Annotated in this window: 15 protein-coding genes and 1 pseudogene; 10 read left to right on the forward strand and 6 right to left on the reverse strand. The window is 49.5% G+C overall.

What is annotated here, in order from left to right:
* Positions 1–2 precede the first annotated feature (2 nt).
* Positions 3–971, reverse strand: a complete 969-nt coding sequence (locus GOU96_RS12695) for a TDT family transporter (RefSeq protein ID WP_000617198.1) — start codon at positions 969–971, stop codon at positions 3–5.
* A 110-nt stretch (positions 972–1,081) separates the two neighbouring features.
* Here GOU96_RS12695 and GOU96_RS12700 point away from each other — a divergent pair, with 110 nt between their 5' ends.
* The 3 genes from GOU96_RS12700 (at position 1,082) to dapD (ending at position 3,883) form a co-directional block, all read left to right on the forward strand.
* A complete protein-coding gene (locus GOU96_RS12700; RefSeq protein ID WP_134987302.1) occupies positions 1,082–1,996 on the forward strand; it encodes a LysR family transcriptional regulator in 915 nt (304 codons plus the stop codon).
* A gap of 115 nt (positions 1,997–2,111) precedes the next feature.
* A complete protein-coding gene (locus tag GOU96_RS12705) occupies positions 2,112–2,420 on the forward strand; it encodes a YebG family protein (RefSeq protein WP_267780875.1) in 309 nt (102 codons plus the stop codon).
* A gap of 431 nt (positions 2,421–2,851) precedes the next feature.
* On the forward strand, positions 2,852–3,883 hold the full coding sequence (gene dapD, locus GOU96_RS12710; protein WP_053033344.1) for a 2,3,4,5-tetrahydropyridine-2,6-dicarboxylate N-succinyltransferase: 1,032 nt from the start codon (positions 2,852–2,854) through the stop codon (positions 3,881–3,883).
* Between the two features lie 80 nt (positions 3,884–3,963).
* Here dapD and GOU96_RS12715 read toward each other — a convergent pair whose 3' ends face one another.
* Both GOU96_RS12715 and GOU96_RS12720 read right to left on the reverse strand, forming a co-directional pair.
* A complete protein-coding gene (locus tag GOU96_RS12715; RefSeq protein ID WP_267780913.1) occupies positions 3,964–5,148 on the reverse strand; it encodes an NnrS family protein in 1,185 nt (394 codons plus the stop codon).
* 162 nt (positions 5,149–5,310) lie between these two features.
* Positions 5,311–6,402, reverse strand: a complete 1,092-nt coding sequence (locus tag GOU96_RS12720; protein WP_095461510.1) for a GNAT family N-acetyltransferase/peptidase C39 family protein — start codon at positions 6,400–6,402, stop codon at positions 5,311–5,313.
* 204 nt (positions 6,403–6,606) lie between these two features.
* Between GOU96_RS12720 and GOU96_RS12725 the strand changes: the two genes are divergently transcribed.
* The 3 genes from GOU96_RS12725 to GOU96_RS12735 all read left to right on the forward strand — a co-directional run bounded on the left by GOU96_RS12725 (position 6,607) and on the right by GOU96_RS12735 (position 9,677).
* The gene (locus GOU96_RS12725; RefSeq protein ID WP_001285017.1) at positions 6,607–8,058 is read left to right on the forward strand and encodes a RimK family protein; all 1,452 of its coding nucleotides are present in this window, start codon (positions 6,607–6,609) and stop codon (positions 8,056–8,058) included.
* A 106-nt stretch (positions 8,059–8,164) separates the two neighbouring features.
* The gene (locus GOU96_RS12730) at positions 8,165–9,106 is read left to right on the forward strand and encodes a zinc transporter ZntB (RefSeq protein ID WP_000394847.1); all 942 of its coding nucleotides are present in this window, start codon (positions 8,165–8,167) and stop codon (positions 9,104–9,106) included.
* Positions 9,107–9,125: 19 nt separating this feature from the next.
* Entirely contained in the window at positions 9,126–9,677 is a 552-nt protein-coding gene (locus GOU96_RS12735) for a gamma-glutamylcyclotransferase family protein (RefSeq protein ID WP_000275213.1), read from the forward strand.
* Here the strand turns inward: GOU96_RS12735 and GOU96_RS12740 are convergent.
* Entirely contained in the window at positions 9,674–10,018 is a 345-nt protein-coding gene (locus tag GOU96_RS12740) for a tRNA-binding protein (protein ID WP_000376454.1), read from the reverse strand. The genes GOU96_RS12735 and GOU96_RS12740 overlap by 4 nt on opposite strands.
* A 158-nt stretch (positions 10,019–10,176) precedes the next feature.
* Between GOU96_RS12740 and GOU96_RS12745 the strand changes: the two genes are divergently transcribed.
* A complete protein-coding gene (locus GOU96_RS12745) occupies positions 10,177–11,184 on the forward strand; it encodes a substrate-binding domain-containing protein (protein WP_267780878.1) in 1,008 nt (335 codons plus the stop codon).
* Here the strand turns inward: GOU96_RS12745 and GOU96_RS12750 are convergent.
* Positions 11,181–14,270 (reverse strand): beta-galactosidase, encoded by a 3,090-nt coding sequence (locus GOU96_RS12750; protein ID WP_267780880.1) that lies wholly within the window; start codon positions 14,268–14,270, stop codon positions 11,181–11,183. The genes GOU96_RS12745 and GOU96_RS12750 overlap by 4 nt on opposite strands.
* Before the next feature lie 382 nt (positions 14,271–14,652).
* On the opposite strand from GOU96_RS12750, the gene chrA reads away from it, so the two are divergent.
* The 3 genes from chrA (at position 14,653) to GOU96_RS12765 (ending at position 18,976) form a co-directional block, all read left to right on the forward strand.
* Positions 14,653–15,795, forward strand: coding sequence for a chromate efflux transporter (gene chrA, locus GOU96_RS12755; RefSeq protein ID WP_267780882.1), 1,143 nt, complete (start codon positions 14,653–14,655; stop codon positions 15,793–15,795).
* 135 nt (positions 15,796–15,930) lie between these two features.
* On the forward strand, positions 15,931–17,085 hold the full coding sequence (locus GOU96_RS12760; protein ID WP_001178407.1) for an HD-GYP domain-containing protein: 1,155 nt from the start codon (positions 15,931–15,933) through the stop codon (positions 17,083–17,085).
* 205 nt (positions 17,086–17,290) lie between these two features.
* A complete protein-coding gene (locus tag GOU96_RS12765; RefSeq protein WP_042988401.1) occupies positions 17,291–18,976 on the forward strand; it encodes an AMP-binding protein in 1,686 nt (561 codons plus the stop codon).
* Between the two features lie 113 nt (positions 18,977–19,089).
* Here the strand turns inward: GOU96_RS12765 and GOU96_RS12770 are convergent.
* Positions 19,090–19,313 (reverse strand): annotated as a pseudogene (locus tag GOU96_RS12770) (elongation factor G); the annotation flags it as partial.

Raw genomic sequence — 19,313 nt, forward strand, 5'->3', positions numbered from 1 at the left:
GGTTAACGAGAACCCACTAACACTTTGTGTGGTTGATAAAAGGCCAGATAACGAATCGCAACATAGCTCACCACCACCGTGGCTACTATCAGCTCAAGGCTCGCTAACCAATGCACTTGGGCTACGTAATGCTCTGCCACGCCGATATTTTCCATCCAGTGCGCCATTTTAAACAGTGCGGTCGCACCAATCACCATCGGGAAGGTGAATGCCGCGTAGCCCGGACTAAAGGGCAGACGCAGTAAGCGCGTGAACGCTAAGTAGATGATGGCGGTCATCAGCACCGCAATGCCAAACAGCAGCGCCACAATCACAGGTGAAGGCTCGGACACCACGGTCAAATACCCCGCCAGAGAGAGGCTGGCTGGTGCAGCCATGATCGCCAATGTTGGCTTCGCCGCATCTGGAATTTCATGTGTAAAAATAAAACGATAGATCATCATAGGCAGCATCACGGCGTAAGCCAGCATGCCAAACACTAAACACGCGTAGGCAATTGGCGCTAACGCAGGATGGCCCGAGAAAGAAACGTCAGCGACAATAATGCCGACAGGAGGCACAAACCAGCTTGGCACCATGTGGTGCAGCTCAAACGCTTGGGCGCGGTGATACAAAAAACTCACCAAAAACAGAATGTGTAAACCCACGGCAAACAGCCACAAGGCATCGCCAGCCACAGGGTAAAAATGCCCCAATGACGCCGATACCACCATGGTTGCCATGGCAAAGGTTGGCACCACACTGCCCACTACCGGATGCGCCAAATCTTGGCGTAACAAGTGACCGTGCCATAAAAATTTAAAGGCCAGCACAATCAATAGCACACTGGCGATTGCTGCACCCACCCACTGCGCGACACCGTGTGCCGCAATCATGTTTTCCCAACTCCATCCCAAGCTCGCAATCCCTAGCGCGAGGCCGGCCATTGGGGTCGGCGCTCCCATCACTTTCGCTTTTGCTGCTCGAATCATACTGTCTCTCTATTGATGGTTATCGGTTAATAAACGCATCTTACGCTTGCACTTTGTTTTCAACTATCTAATTATTTCTAACACATGTTCAATAAAACTAAACGGTCGCCATGGCTAGCCATATTTCGCTCAAACAATTGCGGGTTTTCACCACCATCACTCAACATAAAAGTTTGACTGTCGCCGCAGAAGTGCTGTGCCTCTCCAAAGCCGCGGTCAGTGTCGCACTGTCAGAGCTGGAAAAACAGCTTGGCCATGCACTGTTTGATCGCGTCAACAACCGCTTGGTGCTAAATCAAGAAGGGCAAAAACTGCTGCCAATGGCCGATGAACTGCTGCAGCGCGCCAAAGATATCGACCGCCTGTTTGCAGAGCAGCAGGTGCTCACTGGCAAACTGCGCATCGGTTCGAGTGACACTATAGGTAATCAAGTTGCACCTTATCTGATCAGTGCCTTTCGGCAGTTGCATCCGCATCCGTCACAAAGCCTGTTTATTTCCAACTCAGCGCAAGTGTGCCAAAAGCTGGTCGATTACGAGCTCGATATCGGTCTGATTGAAGGCAAAACACTGCATCCCGAGCTCATCTCTACTCAGTTTAGCCAAGATGAAATGTGCATTATCTGCGCGCCCGATCATCCTTTTGCTCAACGTGAACGCTTGGTGATGAGCGATTTTGAACACAGCGATTGGGTGCTGCGCGAAGCTGGCTCAGGCTCGCGCGAATTTTTCCTACGTGTGATTGCTCCGCGCATCGAACATTGGATTGAAGCCTTTGAGCTCAATACCACCGAAGCGCTAATCAATAGTGTCTCTTCCGGTTTAGGGCTAGGCTGCTTGTCTCGATTAGCCGCGAAAACGCCTCAACAAGATGGGCGTGTGGTGATTCTCAATGTCCCTCTCGATATGAAACGTCGCTTCTGGATGTTGGTTCATAAAGAGAAATACCAAAATCCCCTGCTGCGCCAATTTATTGAATTTTGTCCACAATGGGCGAGCCAAAGCGCCCTACTGCAACTCGATTAATCAGTGAATCAAGGGATATGACTCAGCGCGCATTTTGGTGGTCGCAACTGGACTTTAGTGAATAAAAACTGTATAAACAGCCAGTTATTTTTAGCGACAAACTAGAGGATTAACCATGGCTGTTATCGTGAAGTACGTGGTGGAGCGCAACGGAGAAGAGAAAATGACTTTTACCTCGAAAGCCGAAGCTGACGCTTATGACAAAATGCTGGATATGGCAGACGAGTTGTTCGAACTGCTGGGTAAAAGTGCTCTGATCGAAGATGAAGCCAAGCAAGAAGAGCTGGCGATGTTCTTGGCTCAAAACAAAGAAGACGTACTGTGCGCACTGGGAGCCAAGCGTAAACCTGCTCCAGCAACGGGCAAGAAGCCGAAAGCGGTTGCAGACAGTGATAACGATGAGTCGGTCGACGACGCTGCCTAATCAAGAAAACCGCTGAGTGAAACCAGCGGTTTTTTATTTGCTGAGGTTGGCTCACAAACGAAGTACTGCGAAAAACGAACGTAGCCAACAGCGCTGCAGCTTCAAGTAGAAAGAGGATCCCCAAACTACTTGGAGTTGTAGGTAGGCGGCAAGTGAGTTCATCCCCATGAGCATAGACAAACTATGTGATTGGGGTGAACGAACGTAGCCAACACCGCTGCAACTTCAAGTAGGAAGGGGATCACTTTAAAAAGACAAAATGCATTCTTCTACAGACGTATTGCCTCTGCGGTCTTTTATCCTGCTCATCCACTCTTTATGATGAACCACCTATCGGTTGAGCTGTGGATGCTCAACTCAATGCCTTTGCTTTGTCCATGTATGACAAGCGGGCAAACAGCTCAACCCACATTTGATGATGGAGAATAAACATGGCGTACTTTGCTTTAGGTCTAGCAACCGCGACCAAAAATCGTGATGGAAAAATTATTGAAGCCTTCTTCCCAACCCCCATTCTGGCTCCTAGCGACGCTTTGGTTGCGGCATTGGCACCGATCGTGGGTTACCAAGAAGGCAATCAAGCGCTAGACATTACCGCGGCACAAAGCGCGCAATTAGCCGCAGTTTTCGCCGCTCATCAACAAGCCGCAAGCGCAGCATTTGCTGATAAAGCTGCCAATGCCAAACAGCCTCTCGTGCTGGTGATTCTGGCCAGCGATGACAAGCCACAAAGCGTGGCTGAAGGCTACCTCAAGCTACAACTGATTTCTCACCGTCTGGTTAAACCACACGGTACGGTACTGGATGGCATTTTCGGTCTGCTGCACAACATCGCATGGACCAATGAAGGCCCCATTGATCTTCCAGAACTGGCAGAGCGCCAAATCGAAGCGCGTCTGGCTGGCCGAGTGCTGACGGTCGATTGCGTCGACAAATTCCCGAAAATGGTCGATTACGTGGTCCCTGCAGGTATTCGTATCGCGGACACTTCTCGCGTACGTCTTGGCGCACATGTGGGCGAAGGCACCACAGTCATGCACGAAGGCTTCATCAACTTCAACGCGGGTACCACTGGCGTAAGCATGGTTGAAGGCCGTATCTCTGCGGGTGTTGTGGTGGGCAATGGCTCAGACATCGGCGGCGGCGCATCCATCATGGGTACGCTGTCTGGCGGCGGCAAAGTAGTGGTATCGATTGGTGAAAACTCTCTGCTTGGTGCAAACGCTGGCTTGGGCTTCCCACTAGGTGATCGCTGTACTGTGGAATCTGGCTTGTACGTGACGGCTGGCACCAAAGTGCGCACGCTGGATAAAGATGGCAACCAAGTCGATATCGTTAAAGCGCGTGAGCTGGCTGGGGTTTCTGATCTGCTGTTCCGTCGTAACTCACTGACTGGACAAATCGAGTGTCTGGCCAACAAATCGGCCGTGGAACTCAACAGCGAACTGCACAAGAACAACTGATCTTGAGAAGTTCGTGATGCAAGAAAAATGGCTTGGAAATCCAAGCCATTTTTTATCTCCATTTTTGCATGTCAGTACGCTTAACCGGGATGACCATCCACTCTTGGTTTCAGCAACATTGCGCCAAAGCGCAGCACAAACAGTGCAAACGCAATCACCCACAGCGCAGCGCTCAGGTTCACCCAAATCAGCAACTGCTGCAGTAGCAAACCCACACCCAAACCACGCACGACAGCGGCAAGCAACAAAGCGATAAAGGCCCATTGCATGTTAGGGCCTTGATAAATCGCTCGTCCCGTGTGTCCCATAGTGACACGCGCAATCATGCTTAAAACTAGGCCAGAGAGCGCACCAATCGCAAATAAATGCAGTAAGTTGTGGTTCAGCCAAGCGTTATTCATTCCCCCACGCAGCAGCAAACTCAGCGGGATACACAGATAGGCAGCATGCAGTGACCAGACTAAAGGCTCACTCACTGTACGCCAAGGCTGCCAACGTAAAAAGCGGATCAATTGCGCGACGCCAGCCACCAGCATCAAAGGCTGGCCGAGTTGTGCCATGGTCAATGGGAAGAAACTAAGTACAAACAGCGCCAATAAGCTACCGTTAGCGATCACATCCAAAGCCAAAATCGGCTCAGCTTTTGTAAACTGGAAACGTCTTGCGGTGAAAAACGGAATCACTCGCCCGCCCATCACCGAAAGCAGCAACATGAACCACCACAGCATGGCTTGCCACACCGCATTGCTCGGGAATGGCGGCATACCTTTAATGGTGGCGTAGCTGGCAAAGTTAGCGGCAATCGCCAACAGAAACAGAGGGATAAAAAATAGGTTGCGCCAACCTTTGGCTTTTACCACCCGTAACCCCACTTCATAGACCACCGCCAGAAGAAATAGCGCTTCAATACTCGACGTTAACCACAGCGGCACAGGCAACCAAAACAGAATCCGCACCATTAGCCACAAAGCCACAATGAGAGCTAAACGGTGACTTTTCGTGCCAGTCATGCCCGTCCAGTTTTGCACCGCCGTGAGCAGAAATCCGGCCACAATCGCAATCGCAAAACCAAACAGCATTTCATGCACATGCCACCACAGCGCGGGGACTTGCAAGCGTGGCGATTGCCCGGCTTGAAACATCCACACCCAAGCCACCATCGCCACCACGGCATAAACACTGCCAAGTAAGAAGAAAGGACGAAATCCCAACCGCAGTACGGCAGGAATACGCTCTTCGACACGTTTATCGATAATGTTGATCACTTTGGCTCCTTCGCCGACTTCATCACAGACCAAACCAGTGATGAGCACAAACCAAGCCAAGATAATTCATATTTAAAATCAATAGACTAGAAAAATAAAAAGTCATAATGACACCGAAAAATCGAGTCATTATAACTTTTTGATGTGTATTTCACTCAAACTCTATAGGCGAGGTGTGATCACCACACAAGCGATCTGCTTTTGCTTACCAAAGCCGATGATTTGCGACAGTGCCGCTTTACCCACCGGAATATAACCCGAACCGCTCACATGCTCTTCCGATTCTGCATGCGGATCGTGGAAAAAGAAGAACTTATCACTCAAACCACTGAGCACAATCCAGTGCGGCTCTTTCTTGCCATCAAAACGGTACGTGCTAATGAGCAGCAGCACACAGGCACCTTGCCGTACCCACTCTTCGAGCTGGCCTTGCGATGGCGGCGCATCAATCATACTCACATCTTGCTCAGCGAGTTGCTGGCAAAAATCTTGGTGTACCAGCTCAATGATCTGCTTTTTGTTGGGGTCACGTACGCTATCAATAAAAGGGGTTGATCGAGATTGATTCCATAGCTCAACATGATAGCCACGTCTTGCGGCAGCCAGCGCCAAACCTTGCCCACTGCAGCCACCATGCCCAGCCGCCATAAAAATCGTGGTGGCTTCACGCCACAGCTGCATCTCTTGCGTGCGGCTCGGCTCAAAGGTTTTATCCAAACAGGCAAAACTCATCAACAGACAGGCTGCGCCACACGTAAACGGCGTGGTTTGTACATACAAAGGCATCGGTAGCAAGACTTTGGACTCTTGAGGCGTTAACCTTTTCTGCATTCTGCGCCCATCGCACAAATCGTCATAGTAATGGATGAGCAACTTCAAGGTTTTATAGCCCATCTTTTCATATAATTTTAGGGCGGCGGTATTGTCTTCACGCACTTCCAGCCGTAATGTAGTTGAGCCTTGATCAAGAGCAGCACGCTCGCATTGCTCGACTAAACTCTGAGCAATTCTCTGCCCTCTGAATTCAGGTTTTACGGCAATCGAATACAATCTTGATAGCTGTGTACCTTGATGAAATAGAAGCAATGCATATCCCGCCAGCTGGTCGCCGGCATCTGCCACGAATAACGCCGCATGGTCGGAATGTAAAAAACGCTTCATTTGGCGAGGAGAGATTCTATCCCCGTCAAAAAGCTGTTGTTCTAACGCATTGAGCGCATTGAGATCAGCGCTATTGGCACGACGAATGTCCATTCAACGTCCTTAAATAATGAGTGGATTGACGAGATTGCGACTCACATAATAGCCCCAAACGACTTGGAGTTGCAGGTAGGCAGCAAGTGAATTCATCCCCATGAGCATAGTTCACTCTATGTTTGGGGTGAATGAACCTAGCCAACACCGCTGCCATGACAAGTAGGAAGGGCATAGACCTATGACAATAGGAAGAATATACCGATGGCTAACCTTTTAATCGTGACCGATCAGGTCAGTGACTGGCAACAATATTTCCCTTCAGAACAAGTTGTTAGTGTCGATCAATATCTCGATACTGACTGGAAATTCAATCACCGCAGTGTACAGGTAGTCAACCTGTGTCGCGATTACGGCTACATGAGTAGCGGTTACTATGTTTCCTTGATGGCCGAAGCCCGTGGCCACCGCGTGATTCCGCGCGTGATGGCGATTAATGACATCAATCAGCCGTTTTTCCTCTCTTCCGGCCTGATCAAGATGCACAAACTGAGCAGCGGCACAGATGTGATCAGCACTAAAATTTACTTTGGCCGCACTCCACAAAAAGGCTTAGAAAAGCTGGCGCGCCGCCTGTTTGAGCAGTTCATGGTGCCGGTGATTGAACTGGAAATGCACAAATACCAAGGGCAATGGCAGATCATCAAAATCGCTCCCTTCCCGTTTCAAGACTTAGAAGACCCCGAGCAGGATTTCTTCATTGAGTCGCTAGAAATGTTCTCCACCAAAGTGTGGCGTCGCCCAAAACAAGAGAAGAAGTACCGCTACGACATCGCAATGCTGGTCGACCCAGATGAAAAAATGCCACCGTCTGATGCTTCTGCGCTCAAACGTTTCCATCGCGCCGCCAACCGTTTGGGTATGAACTTGGAAACTATTTCACCGGATGATTTGTCGCGTTTGGGGGAATTTGATGGTCTGTTTATTCGCGCCACCACCAACATCAGTAACTACACCTATCGCTTCGCGAAAACCGCTGAGAAGATGGGCTTAGTGGTGATGGATGACTCTGAATCGATCATGAAATGCACCAACAAGGTATTTTTGACTGAGCTGTTGGAAACCAACAAGGTACCCGCACCGAAGAGCGTGATCATCCGCAGTTTTGACCCAGAGTGGAAAACCGGGCTGATGGAGCAGTTGGATTTCCCTATGGTGCTGAAAATTCCTGATGGTGCCTTTTCTCGCGGTGTGGTGAAAGTGCGCAATGAGCAAGAGCTGGAGAAAGAAGCCGGCACCCTGTTTGAGAAAAGCGCGCTGATTTTGGCGCAAGCCTTTATGCCGACCGACTTTGACTGGCGTATCGGGGTGATGAACCGTCAAGCGATTTTTGCTTGTAAGTACATGATGAGCCGTGGCCACTGGCAGATTTACCAACACCATAACAGCGGCCGCGTGACCGCAGGTGGCTTTGAAACGCTCGATCTCAAACAAGTACCTAAGCATGTGGTCGATGTAGCGGTGAAAGCCGCAAACTTGATTGGTGGTGGCCTCTATGGTGTTGATCTCAAAGAGATTGATGGCCAAGTGTATGTCATTGAAGTGAACGATAACCCGAGCATCGATCACCATGTGGAAGACGCCTTCTTGGGTGATCTGCTCTACGATCGCATCATGACCGAGTTCTTACGCCGCATTCAGATGCGTGGTTTTTAAGCTGTTTATCTTACTCTAATCAAAGCCCAGAAATATTCTGGGCTTTGACTCTTTATCACTCCATTGTTACTTTCTTGCCATCAAAAGTTTGCAAACAAGGATATCCATGGAGTTTCTCATCGATCACTGGCGTTTTGGCGATTCCGCGCCAAAGCGACATCCTGCTCAATTACAACAGCTACAAGCGGGTGATTGGTATCACTGCCAACGCGATGCTAAAGGACTTCGCGAGTGGTTACTCGACCAAAATGTCCCCTCTTCGGTGATCGACAGTTTGTTGGCCGAAGATACTCGCCCCCTGTTTGAGCAGTATGATGAACAGAACTTTCTGTTGATTTTGCGTGGGGTGAATCTTAACGATAACGCGGATCCTGCGGACATGCTCAGTGTGCGTATTCTCTATTATCACGGCGCGTTGATCTCGACGCGTAAAACGCCGTCTAAAGCGATCAGTACCGTACGCGCAGCGCTTGAAGCCGGCCAAGGCCCATCCAATTTGGCAGAGCTGATTGTGCACGTGGTCGATTCCATCAATAAAAACATTGACCTCTATCTCGACCAGATTGAAGAGCGCATCACCCAGTTTGATGACGAACTCGAACTCAGCAATGAGTTGATGCAAACCCATAAATCACTGCTCAAATTGAAGCGTTTCATTAAGCCGCAGCAATACGCCTTGGATGATTATCTCAATTCGGAAGTCGCCCTGGCGCAGAGCCAACATTTACGTTTGCGCCACAGCGTCAACACGGTAACGCGGATTAACGAAACCTTGGACTTCTTCTTGAGTGAGCTGGAAATCATCAAAGGTGAGCTGCGCCAGTACCATGCAGAGAAGATGAACCAGAACACGTATTTGTTTTCCGTGATCGCAGCAATTTTCCTGCCGACCAGTTTCTTAACGGGTTTGTTAGGCGTGAACGTTGGCGGCATTCCGGGGACTGAATCGCCCATCGCCTTTGGGCTATTTTGCGCAGGACTTGGGCTAATTTTCGGCTTAGAGTTTTGGATTTTGCGCCGTCTGCGCTTTTTTGATAATCAATCGTAAATCGTTACAGGAACTCATCATGTACATCTTTGGCTATGGAAGCCTGATTAATTCTGCCTCACGCCGTTTAACCGGCCAGACTGGACGTGCCATTCCCGCCAGCGCAACCGGATTGGTGCGCTATTTTGGCAAAATCGATGACAGTTACATTCTTTCACCCTTAGTGGTTCACCAAGGTGACGGGCAAATTAATGGTGTGCTGTTGGAAATTGATGAGGTTGCGTTAGCGGAGTTTGATCGCCGTGAGCGCGGTTATCAGCGCATCGCGTTAACTGCGGATCGTATTCACACCCACGAGCATTTTGATCCTGAAAAACCGATTTGGATTTACGTCACCGAGCAGCATCAACCGCCCTGTTCACAAAGCCCGATCGTGCAAACCTATGTCGATACCGTACTCAGTGGCTGCCTTGAGTTTTCCGAAGCGTTTGCACGGCAATTTGTCGAGCAAACCTTGGGCTGGCAGCATCCGTTAGACAATGACCGTCACGCCCCCAAATACGGCAACTTGGCGGGGGTAAAACCGGAGCAGCATGGCTTGATTGACCAACTGATTGCCGCAGTACGCTAAACGATTCTCACCCCATTGGCGATAACCCGTTGTGGGGTGAGCAATACACTCTCTTCCCCATCTTGCGTTTCCGCGCACAGCAGCATGCAGTGGGATTCTACACCAGCTACCAAGCTCGGTTTGAGATTGCACAGCACCACCACTTGTTGATTGAGTAATTGTTCTGCCGAGTAATAAGGTGCTAACGCGGTGACGGCTTGCAACATCTGCTCTCCCAATGCAATCTGCACAATATAGTTGCGGGTCGAACGGGGATGAAGCTTTGCCTCAACAATGGTGCCAATGCGTAAATCCAGCCGCGCAAAATCATCGTACCCTACCGTCAAAAACGCCGAGTCCATAACTCTTATCCTTCTTAATCATTAAAAACGTTTACACTTTACGCCAATCCCTGTTGAACAAGCGTCATGGCTCACAATTCACTCTTATGTACTCAGTTACAATTGCGCTGTTTTCACAGAGAGCGCTACTATTGCGCCTGTGATAGAGAAGGAATCTTATGGCAACCATAAAAGACGTAGCGCGTGAAGCCGGTGTATCTGTGGCAACGGTTTCACGCGTCATCAACAAATCCCCGAAAGCTAGCCAAGCCTCGATTGATGCGGTGACCAGTGCGATGCACAAACTCGGCTATCGTCCGAACGCCGCCGCTCGCGCTTTAGTCAATCAAAGCACCAATACCATAGGGGTCTTGGTCAGCGATGTTTCTGATCCCTTCTTTGGAACTTTAGTCAAAGCCGTCGATACTGTCGCCCACCGCGAAGGAAAACATTTGCTGATCGGCAATGGCTATCACCGAGCGGAAGAAGAGCGTCGCGCGCTGGAGCTACTCATCAACAGCCGCTGTGATGCACTGGTCATCCACTCCAAAGCGCTTCCCGATGAAGAGCTGATTGAGTACGCCAACGAGGTAAAAACGCTGGTGTTGGTCAATCGCCATATTCCTCAACTCGCCGATCGCTGTATTTCACTCGACAACCAGAAAGGTGCTTATTTAGCAACCGATTTTCTCATCCGTCAAGGACATAGAAACATTGCTTGCATCAGCTCCTCTCATCAAATTGAGGATGCCGACCAGCGTATTGCGGGCTATCAACAAGCCTTGAGCGAACATGGCATCACCCTAAGCAGCAGCTATATTGAAAAAGCCAGCCCAGACAGTGAAGGCGGCGAACAGGCGATGACTAACCTACTGGTGAAATCACTGCCTTTTACCGCAGTGGTCGCTTACAACGACAATATGGCCGCCGGGGCCCTGTTGGTGCTTGAGGAGAATGGGCATTCGGTTCCTGAACATGTCTCGGTGATCGGTTTTGACGATGCCCTGATTTCGCGCTATTTGCGCCCACGCCTGACGACCGTACGTTACCCAATTCAACTGATGGCGGAAAAAGCCACTCAATTGGCTCTTGCTTTGGCAACCGATGCGCCGCGTGAAAATGATCCGATGATCTTTTCGCCCACCATCGTTCGCCGCGACAGCGTGGCACAAAAAAGAGAGCCTTAAGGCTCTCTGGCTGATTGAGGGGATGACGCTTTCACACGTAAGGTGAGCTGATACTGATAGTGCGGCTGAGTGAGCAAAAATTCAGGGTGCACACTTTGGCTCCACGAATCATCGCCGCCCACGCCCATATGCTGCGCATCCAAATTGAGATACCACTTATCGCCCGCCACCAACTCGTTGCTGTTTTTGGCTTTATCCAACATCGTTTGTGAGTAGCGACTGAGCGAGAAGTGAAAATCCCCTTCCACCACCAAAGCGCCCACTTGTAGCTGGCGAGTATCACAACGCAAACCATTTTCGCTCGGGAAAATGTACGGTGTATGCAGCTCATCCACCGTGGCGGTGTATCGCCCCACATAGGCCGATTGCAAACGATCTGGATAATTCTCATGCGGCCCGCGACCAAACCAAGACACTGGCGTTTCTGCCACTGGCAATGCGAGCGTTAACCCTACTCTTGGCAGCGGCGGCAAATCGGCACAGGCCCTCACCTCAACATTCAGTTTTACCTGCGCATCACCGAAGATTTGGTAACGCCAACGGGTACGAAGCGCTAACGCTTGCTGATGGTAATGGGCGACATCGACCACCACTTCGACACTCTCGTTCAAGGTGGTGACACGAAGATCCTCACATTCCACACGCAGCTTATCTAAGCCCGCCGCATGCCAACGTGCGATCCAGCTATTCGGGTCAAGATGCTGCGCTTCGCTGGTACCAATATCGTTATCCAGCACCGCGCGGTAAAAATTATCGCGCAGCGGTTCACTCAATACGGGCTGACCACTTTGCCACCACTGCTCCAATAGCCCAGTTTGGCGGTTAAACTGCCATTGCTGATTGGCCGCCTCGATGCGCACCTTATCCCCATCTCGCTGCCATTGAGGCAGCGGAGCGTGTGTGATTTTAGGTAACATGCTTCTTCGTGGCTGCAAACACCACTGCTCACTAGCAATACAGTGCCCAGCCTGAGACCATGGCTGATCTTCACGGCACAGTAAGGCGACATTGAGGTGGTATTCATGCTCTGGCAACATTGGCAGCGACGCTAAATCCAGCGTGATTGTGCCGCGCGGCGCAATATCGAGCGGCTGACGCTCTTGCTTAATCTCTTGCCCATCGCACAGCACACTGACTACCAGCTCCAGCGGCAGTGCTGCAAACAAGCGCTCATTGTGAATGGTGAGCTTGGGATAGCTCAGCGAAAACTGGTACGGCTGCTGGACTTTTTTGACTTCATGCAAAGCCGGATGCGGCGTGCGATCTGGAAACAGCAAGCCGTTTATGCAAAATTGGCGATCGTTAATCGCATCCCCAAAATCACCGCCATAGCCCCAATAGTGGCGCCCCTCGCTATCCCATTTGGAAATGCCCTGATCGACCAAATCCCAAATAAAGCCACCTTGCAGACGAGGAAACTCACGAAACGCCTGCCAGTATTTATAAAACGCGCCCAAGCTGTTGCCCATCGCATGAGCATATTCACACAAGATGAGGGGACGATTTTCCTGCGGCAAACTGATCCAATTTTTCAGCGCATATTTGGGAACCGCAGGATGCGGCTGGTGCTGTTCGACCCGCGCGTACATCGGGCAAACAATATCGGTCGCCGCCGTATTAGCACCGCCCCCTTCGTATTGCACAGGACGCGATGGGTCGCGCTGTTTCGTCCACTGATACATGGCGTGATGATTGGTACCAATCCCCGATTCATTGCCGAGCGACCAAATGATCACACAAGGGTGGTTTTTATCGCGCTCCACCATGCCAATCATGCGCTGCAAATAGGCATTCACCCATTGTGGATCATTGGAAAGTCGGCTCATCGGGAATTGGCCGTGGGTTTCGAGATTGGCCTCATCCACCACATACAAACCATACTCATCACACAGCTCGTACCAACGCGGGTGATTGGGGTAATGGGCGGTGCGCACCGCATTGAAATTATGCTGTTTCATCAATTCAATATCGCGGCGCATGCTTGCTTCATCCATCACATGCCCGAGTTCTGGGTGATGTTCATGACGGTTCACCCCGCGGATCAACAAGGGCTGACCATTGAGCTTCAGTAACCCCTGAGCGATTTCTACTTTGCGAAAACCGACTGCCGCACTTTCAAACTCAATCGGCGCGCCATCTTCATCAAGCAAACTGATCACGCAGCAGTAAAGGTAAGGTGCTTCATCACTCCACAGTGTCGGAGAGCAAATCGCTAAACTGTGTTCGGTTTTATCGTGCCATGCTCCTTTTTCATCCACTACACGCTGGCCTGTATGTAAGGCTTGTGAACGCGCCACGCATTCACCTTGTGCATCGAATAAAGCCACTTGCACTTGATGATGACGAGTCACTTGGCTTAAGCGAGTTTCTATTCGCAATTCAGCGTGTTGATAAAGCGCATCCAATTCAGTGCGGATAAAAAAATCTTCAATCGCGAGTATCGGCTTGTAGTAGAGATACACATCGCGAAAAATGCCACTCAGCCACCACATATCTTGGTCTTCCAAATAAGAGCCATCAGACCAGCGCAGCACCATGGCCACCAACAGGTTTTCACCCTCTTGTAGATAAGGGGTGAGCTCAAACTCGGCAGGCAAGCGGCTATCTTGCGAATAACCGACCCAGTGACCATTGCACCACAAATGAAATGCCGAATTGACCCCATCAAACACGATGCGAATGGACTCCGTTAGCGCTTGTTTTTCCAGTGTAAAACGGTGGCGATAACAGCCAGTTGGATTATCTTGCGGCACGTAAGGCGGCCGATCCGCAAATGGATATTGGATGTTGGTGTAAATCGGCTTATCAAAGCCTTGCATCTGCCAGTTACTCGGTACAGGAATGTGCGCCCAAGCGCTATCATCGAAATCCGGGTCTATCACCGCAGGCTCAACCGCTTCTGGCTTCTCAAACAGAGCAAACCGCCACTGACCATTTAGAGATTGGCGACTCCCCCCAACAGCCAAACGAGCCTCCTGCTCAGTGCGATAACTGTGCAAAGGAACATGGGGTGTACGGCAGTGCCATTTAACCATGTGCGGGTTTTGCCAATCTTGGCTAAGAAGAATATCGGAGAAGTTGCGCATAAGATCCTCTTGAATACGCGAAGCAACAAGCCAATAACGTCTTTGCTCTACGGCGTACATCCCTCAAGCCGAGGAGTAAAGAAGTCATTCAATAAGATTCGCAGCTTTGAATAGGAATGATGACATGCTGCAGATGCAAAAAAGTCTAACAAACTTTCAAACACCGATTCTGTGAACCACTCACCAATTGTGTAAACGTTTCCACAATTTAAATAGAGGTCGATATTGACCCAATTTTTCTATTTCTGAATCGATTCATACGATTGCCATCATAATGGTGTAATTTTTTACACATTCGGAGTTGTTCTGCGCTTTGACTCTCCATAACCTATGCTCCTACGGATGTTGACCTTCCATTGATTACGGATGACTTCAGATCATTATGCTAACGATTTTTAGAACTTTTTTTGCTCTCGGATGGGTGAGTTTTGGTGGGCCAGCCGCACATATAGGTTACTTTCGCCACACCTTTGTTGAGAAATTACGCTGGGTTAGCGAGCAAGAATATGCACAATTTGTGGCACTGAGCCAGTTCCTTCCTGGCCCCGGTTCTAGCCAAGTTGGTTTTGCGATTGGTTATCATCGTGGTGGTCTGGCTGGCGCTTGGGCAGCGTTTCTCGGTTTTACCCTTCCCTCCGTGCTCATCATGCTGCTGCTCGCGGGGCTAAGCAGCCATCTCCTTGATACCCCACTGTTTGAACAAGTGATTCATGGCTTGAAGCTACTCGCGATCATAGTGGTGGCCGATGCTTGTTTAACCATGTATCGCAATTTTTGTCAGCAACGCCTTACTGCAGGGTTATGTGTTCTTACTGCGGTTGCGATTACGTTAGCTCCCGGTCTCATCACTCAGTTTGCGGTCCTTCTGATCGCCGCTTTCGTTGGCCAAGCCCGCTTGGCACCACAACAGTCATTTTCGACAACCTCGTTCAGCCCCTCTTGGCTTTCACTGCTGCTTTTTGCAAGTTTATTACTCGGGCTGCCGCTATTGGCAGCAAGCTCACCGCTGGTTGAGTTGTTTGGCCATTTCTTCCAAGCAGGAAGCTTAGTGTTTGGTGGCGGTCATGTGGTTCTTCCCTTGCTACAAAATGCCTTAGGTGACAGCCTATCGACCGATCAATTTCTGACAGGTTACGCGGCAGCCCAAGCGGTGCCGGGCCCAATGTTTACCTTAGCCACTTACCTTGGCTATGTGCTGACACCAGAGATGCCCGTGGTTGGCGCTTTAATCGCAACCTTAGCCGTGTTTCTCCCCGGTTTTTTATTGCTACTCGGCGTACTCAAAAATTGGTCGGCATTGGCTCAGCGCCCGAAAGTTGCAGGAGCCATGCAAGGAGTAAACGCCTGTGTGGTCGGTTTACTGCTCGCCGCCTTATATCAACCCGTTTGGAGTAGCACAGTACATGCCCCACTCGATTGGGCGGTCCTGTTAATCGGCTTCTTCCTGTTTAAAGTCTTGCGACTTCCTTTAATTGGCATGATAGGGAGCGCCTTGTTATTTGGTGTGCTCAGCGGCTTAATCTAAAAAGCAACGGGATGTGATCGAGTAGTAAAACAGACCTCGAGTAGTAAAACAGACATAGAAAAGCACCGCCCTAATGCGGCAATCCACAAAACCTTGTCTAAACTTAATGAGTAGCTAGCAAGGAAGGGCGGTGATATGCAGATGCAACCCAAAGTCGGTCAGTTTCGCTATTACCCATCGGTGGGGTCGCTAAATACCTATTTAACCAATATGCTCGAGAAAATTCGGGTAGAGCTGCCTGATATCCAAAGGATTTCATTCGCTCTGTACGATGAGAAGAAAGACTCGATTAAAACCTGTGCCGACAGCTCTCCGGTCAGTCATGACTTTGTGCATTATGAGTTACCACTCGCGAACTTACCTTCTTTACAACAGAGCAAAGAGTCCGGTGCACTGCGCATTATTCACGATCTCGCGAATCAAGCCAAAAGCCATACACCCCATAACCGCTGGTTGCTGGAACAGCAATATTGCTCTTCGTTAGTGAAACCCGTTTTTGATCAACACACCTTCGTCGGTTTCCTATTTTTTAACGCTTCAATGAGCCATTATTTTTCTGCGTCAGTCGTTGAACGGCTAGAAACCTATTTATCGCTTATCCAACAATCCATCTGTGGTGAATACGCCTTAATCCATCAGTTGGTTGACCATGTACACCAAATTGAAACTCAATCTCCCGAACACTGGCTCCACATCAAGCAACATAAAGAGCGGATCAGCCGTTACGCGCGGATCATCGCACTCGATGTCGCAGATCAGTATGCGCTCGATGATGAGCTCATAGAAAACATCAGCCAGTTTGCCACTTGCCATGATCTTGGAAAATTGGCCTTGCCAGCCGACCTTCTGCAAAAACGCGCTTCACTGGCCAACCATGAAAAAGAGCAAGTTCATAACCATATTGAATACGGCATTGATTTACTCAATGAAGTGATTGCAAAGCTAGGTACACCTCACCATCCTTGTTTGGCCGTTTTGCGAGAAATCATGGCTTATCACCATGAATTTTTGGATGGCAGCGGCTATCCATTTGGTCTAGTCAGTGACCAAATTCCTATCCCAGCACGCATTATAGCGGTCGCGAACATCTTTGATGCCCTGACCGCACATCGCCCTTATAAACAAGCGCAATCCATTCCTCATGCCCTATTGGAACTGGAAAAAATGGTCAGCGATGGCAAGTTAGATCGTCATTGTGTGAATGCCCTGCGTGAGAATCAAGAAGAGCTTAAAGAGATTGTTGCCCGTTTCCCGGAACAAGATCCCAAGGACGAGGGAATCACTCACTGAGTGCATCCTCCCAATCACGTGCATCGACAAAATTGAACCGCTTAGGGTAAGTAATCCACTGATTAGATTCAGAGTCTTGTTTGATCTCGTCGACAAATCGTAAAGTTTTACACTTCTCTTATGCAAAAAGGTTCGATGAAATACGCTCTCCATGCTACGTTTTACAATAAATTAACATAATAACAACGTTACCCGGAGTTTGAGAATGATCCAGCCTAATCAGTTCAATCACCCTCCTTGTGCTCTCCCACCACCCAATGAGATGTTGCTGCGTTGGGCTAAAGAGCGTCCGAATGAGGTGTACCTAAAACAGATTATTAACCGCCAATTTGTTGAGTTTACTTACGCCGAAGTCGCGGATAAGGCTCTACGCCTCGTTTCCGCTTTGCGAGCCTTAGGGGCTGAGCCGGGCGATAAAGTCGCATTAATTTCAAAAAACTGTGCGGAATGGTTTATTTGCGATTTAGCCATGATGCTCGGGGATTACATCAGTGTGCCGATCTTCCCGACCGCAGGCAGTGAGACTATCGATTACTGCCTTGAGCACAGTGAAAGTAAAATCCTGATCGTCGGCAAGCTGGATGATAGTAAAGCCACTGCGCATGTGTTAGCAGAGCGTCCTAATCTCATCAGTATCTCGCTTCCTTATCCTTCGGCAGCCAAATGCCAATATGAGTTTCAAACGCTGATCAAACAGCACCACCCCAGTGAAGAGCGCCCCACCCACTTTGATGAAAAACTGATGTCCATCGTTTATACCTCGGGTACATCAGGACAACCGAAAGGTGCCATGCTCACTTATGGCGCATTTACTTGGTCCGCCCAACAACTGATCAACCACATAGGCATCGAAGAAAACGATCGACTTTTCTCATATCTGCCGCTCGCTCATATCACTGAGCGGGTTTATATTTTGGGCTCATCAATCATCGGTGGCGTACTGACCGCATTTCCGGAATCTCTCGATACCTTTATCGAAGATGTCAAAATGCACCGTCCAACCCTGTTTATTTCTGTACCTCGTTTATGGACACTGTTCCAACAACGCATACAAGATAAACTGCCGCAGAAAAAGCTGAATATTCTGCTCAAAATCCCCTTCGTCAACTCACTCATCAAACGTAAGTTGGCCGATGGTTTAGGGCTAGATCAAGCTCGCGTGCTCGGTTGTGGCTCCGCACCAGTCTCCCCAGCATTGCTCGAATGGTATCGCAGTGTCGGACTAAACATTACCGAAGCGTGGGGCATGACGGAATCCTTTGCATACAGCACACTCAACTATCCATTCCGTGCTGACAAAATCGGCACTGTGGGTAATGCTGGACCGGGCATTGAACTGAAAATCGCGGAGGATGAAGAAATCTTAGTCCGCAGCAAAGGCTTGTTTGCTGGCTACTATAAAAATGACACCGCGACAGCCGAAAGCTTTAACGATGACGGTTGGCTACATACTGGCGATATCGGGTCATTGGATAGTGAAGGCTATTTAACCATTCAAGGTCGTAAAAAAGACACCTTTAAAACCGCTAAAGGCAAGTTCGTCGCCCCCGTTCCTATCGAGAAAAAGCTGTTTGAATACAGCCGAGTTGAGATGATGTGCTTGATCGGCTCTGGTCTCCCAGCCCCCATCTTGTTAGCCGTTCCGCACAATTTCCCTCACTTTGATCGTGCGCGTTATGAACGCACCACCCAAAAAGTGATAGCACGCATCAATAGTGAATTGGAATCTCACGAACAAATTAAAGGGGTGTTAATGATTAAAGATCCTTGGAGCATTGATAACGGCATCTTAACGCCAACGCTCAAGATCAAACGTCATGTTCTAGAGAAGAAATATCACGATGTCGGCCAAAACTGGCCTAAAGGTCAGCTCGTCGTTTGGGAAGAGTAAGGACTTAGCACGCTAAGCGGACGGCCTTGCTTGTCGAGCCGTCCTCACAGGCAGGAAAACAAAAGCCCCGTAAGCTTTCACTTACGGGGCTTTTTAAGCTTTAAGACAAAGAATTACTTCTTCGCGTTACGCTCTTTAACTTCAGCAATAACTTGCTCAGCTACGTTGTTTGGACATGGTGCGTAGTGAGAGAACTCCATAGAGAACTGACCACGACCAGAAGTCATTGTACGTAGAGAACCGATGTAACCGAACATTTCAGATAGTGGTACGTCTGCTTTAACGCGTACGCCTGTCAGACCCATTTCTTGGTCTTTGATCATGCCACGACGACGGT

Origin of the sequence: Vibrio sp. R-1 (assembly GCF_035615595.1) — a bacterium.
Taxonomy (GTDB): Bacteria; Pseudomonadota; Gammaproteobacteria; order Enterobacterales; family Vibrionaceae; genus Vibrio; species Vibrio cholerae.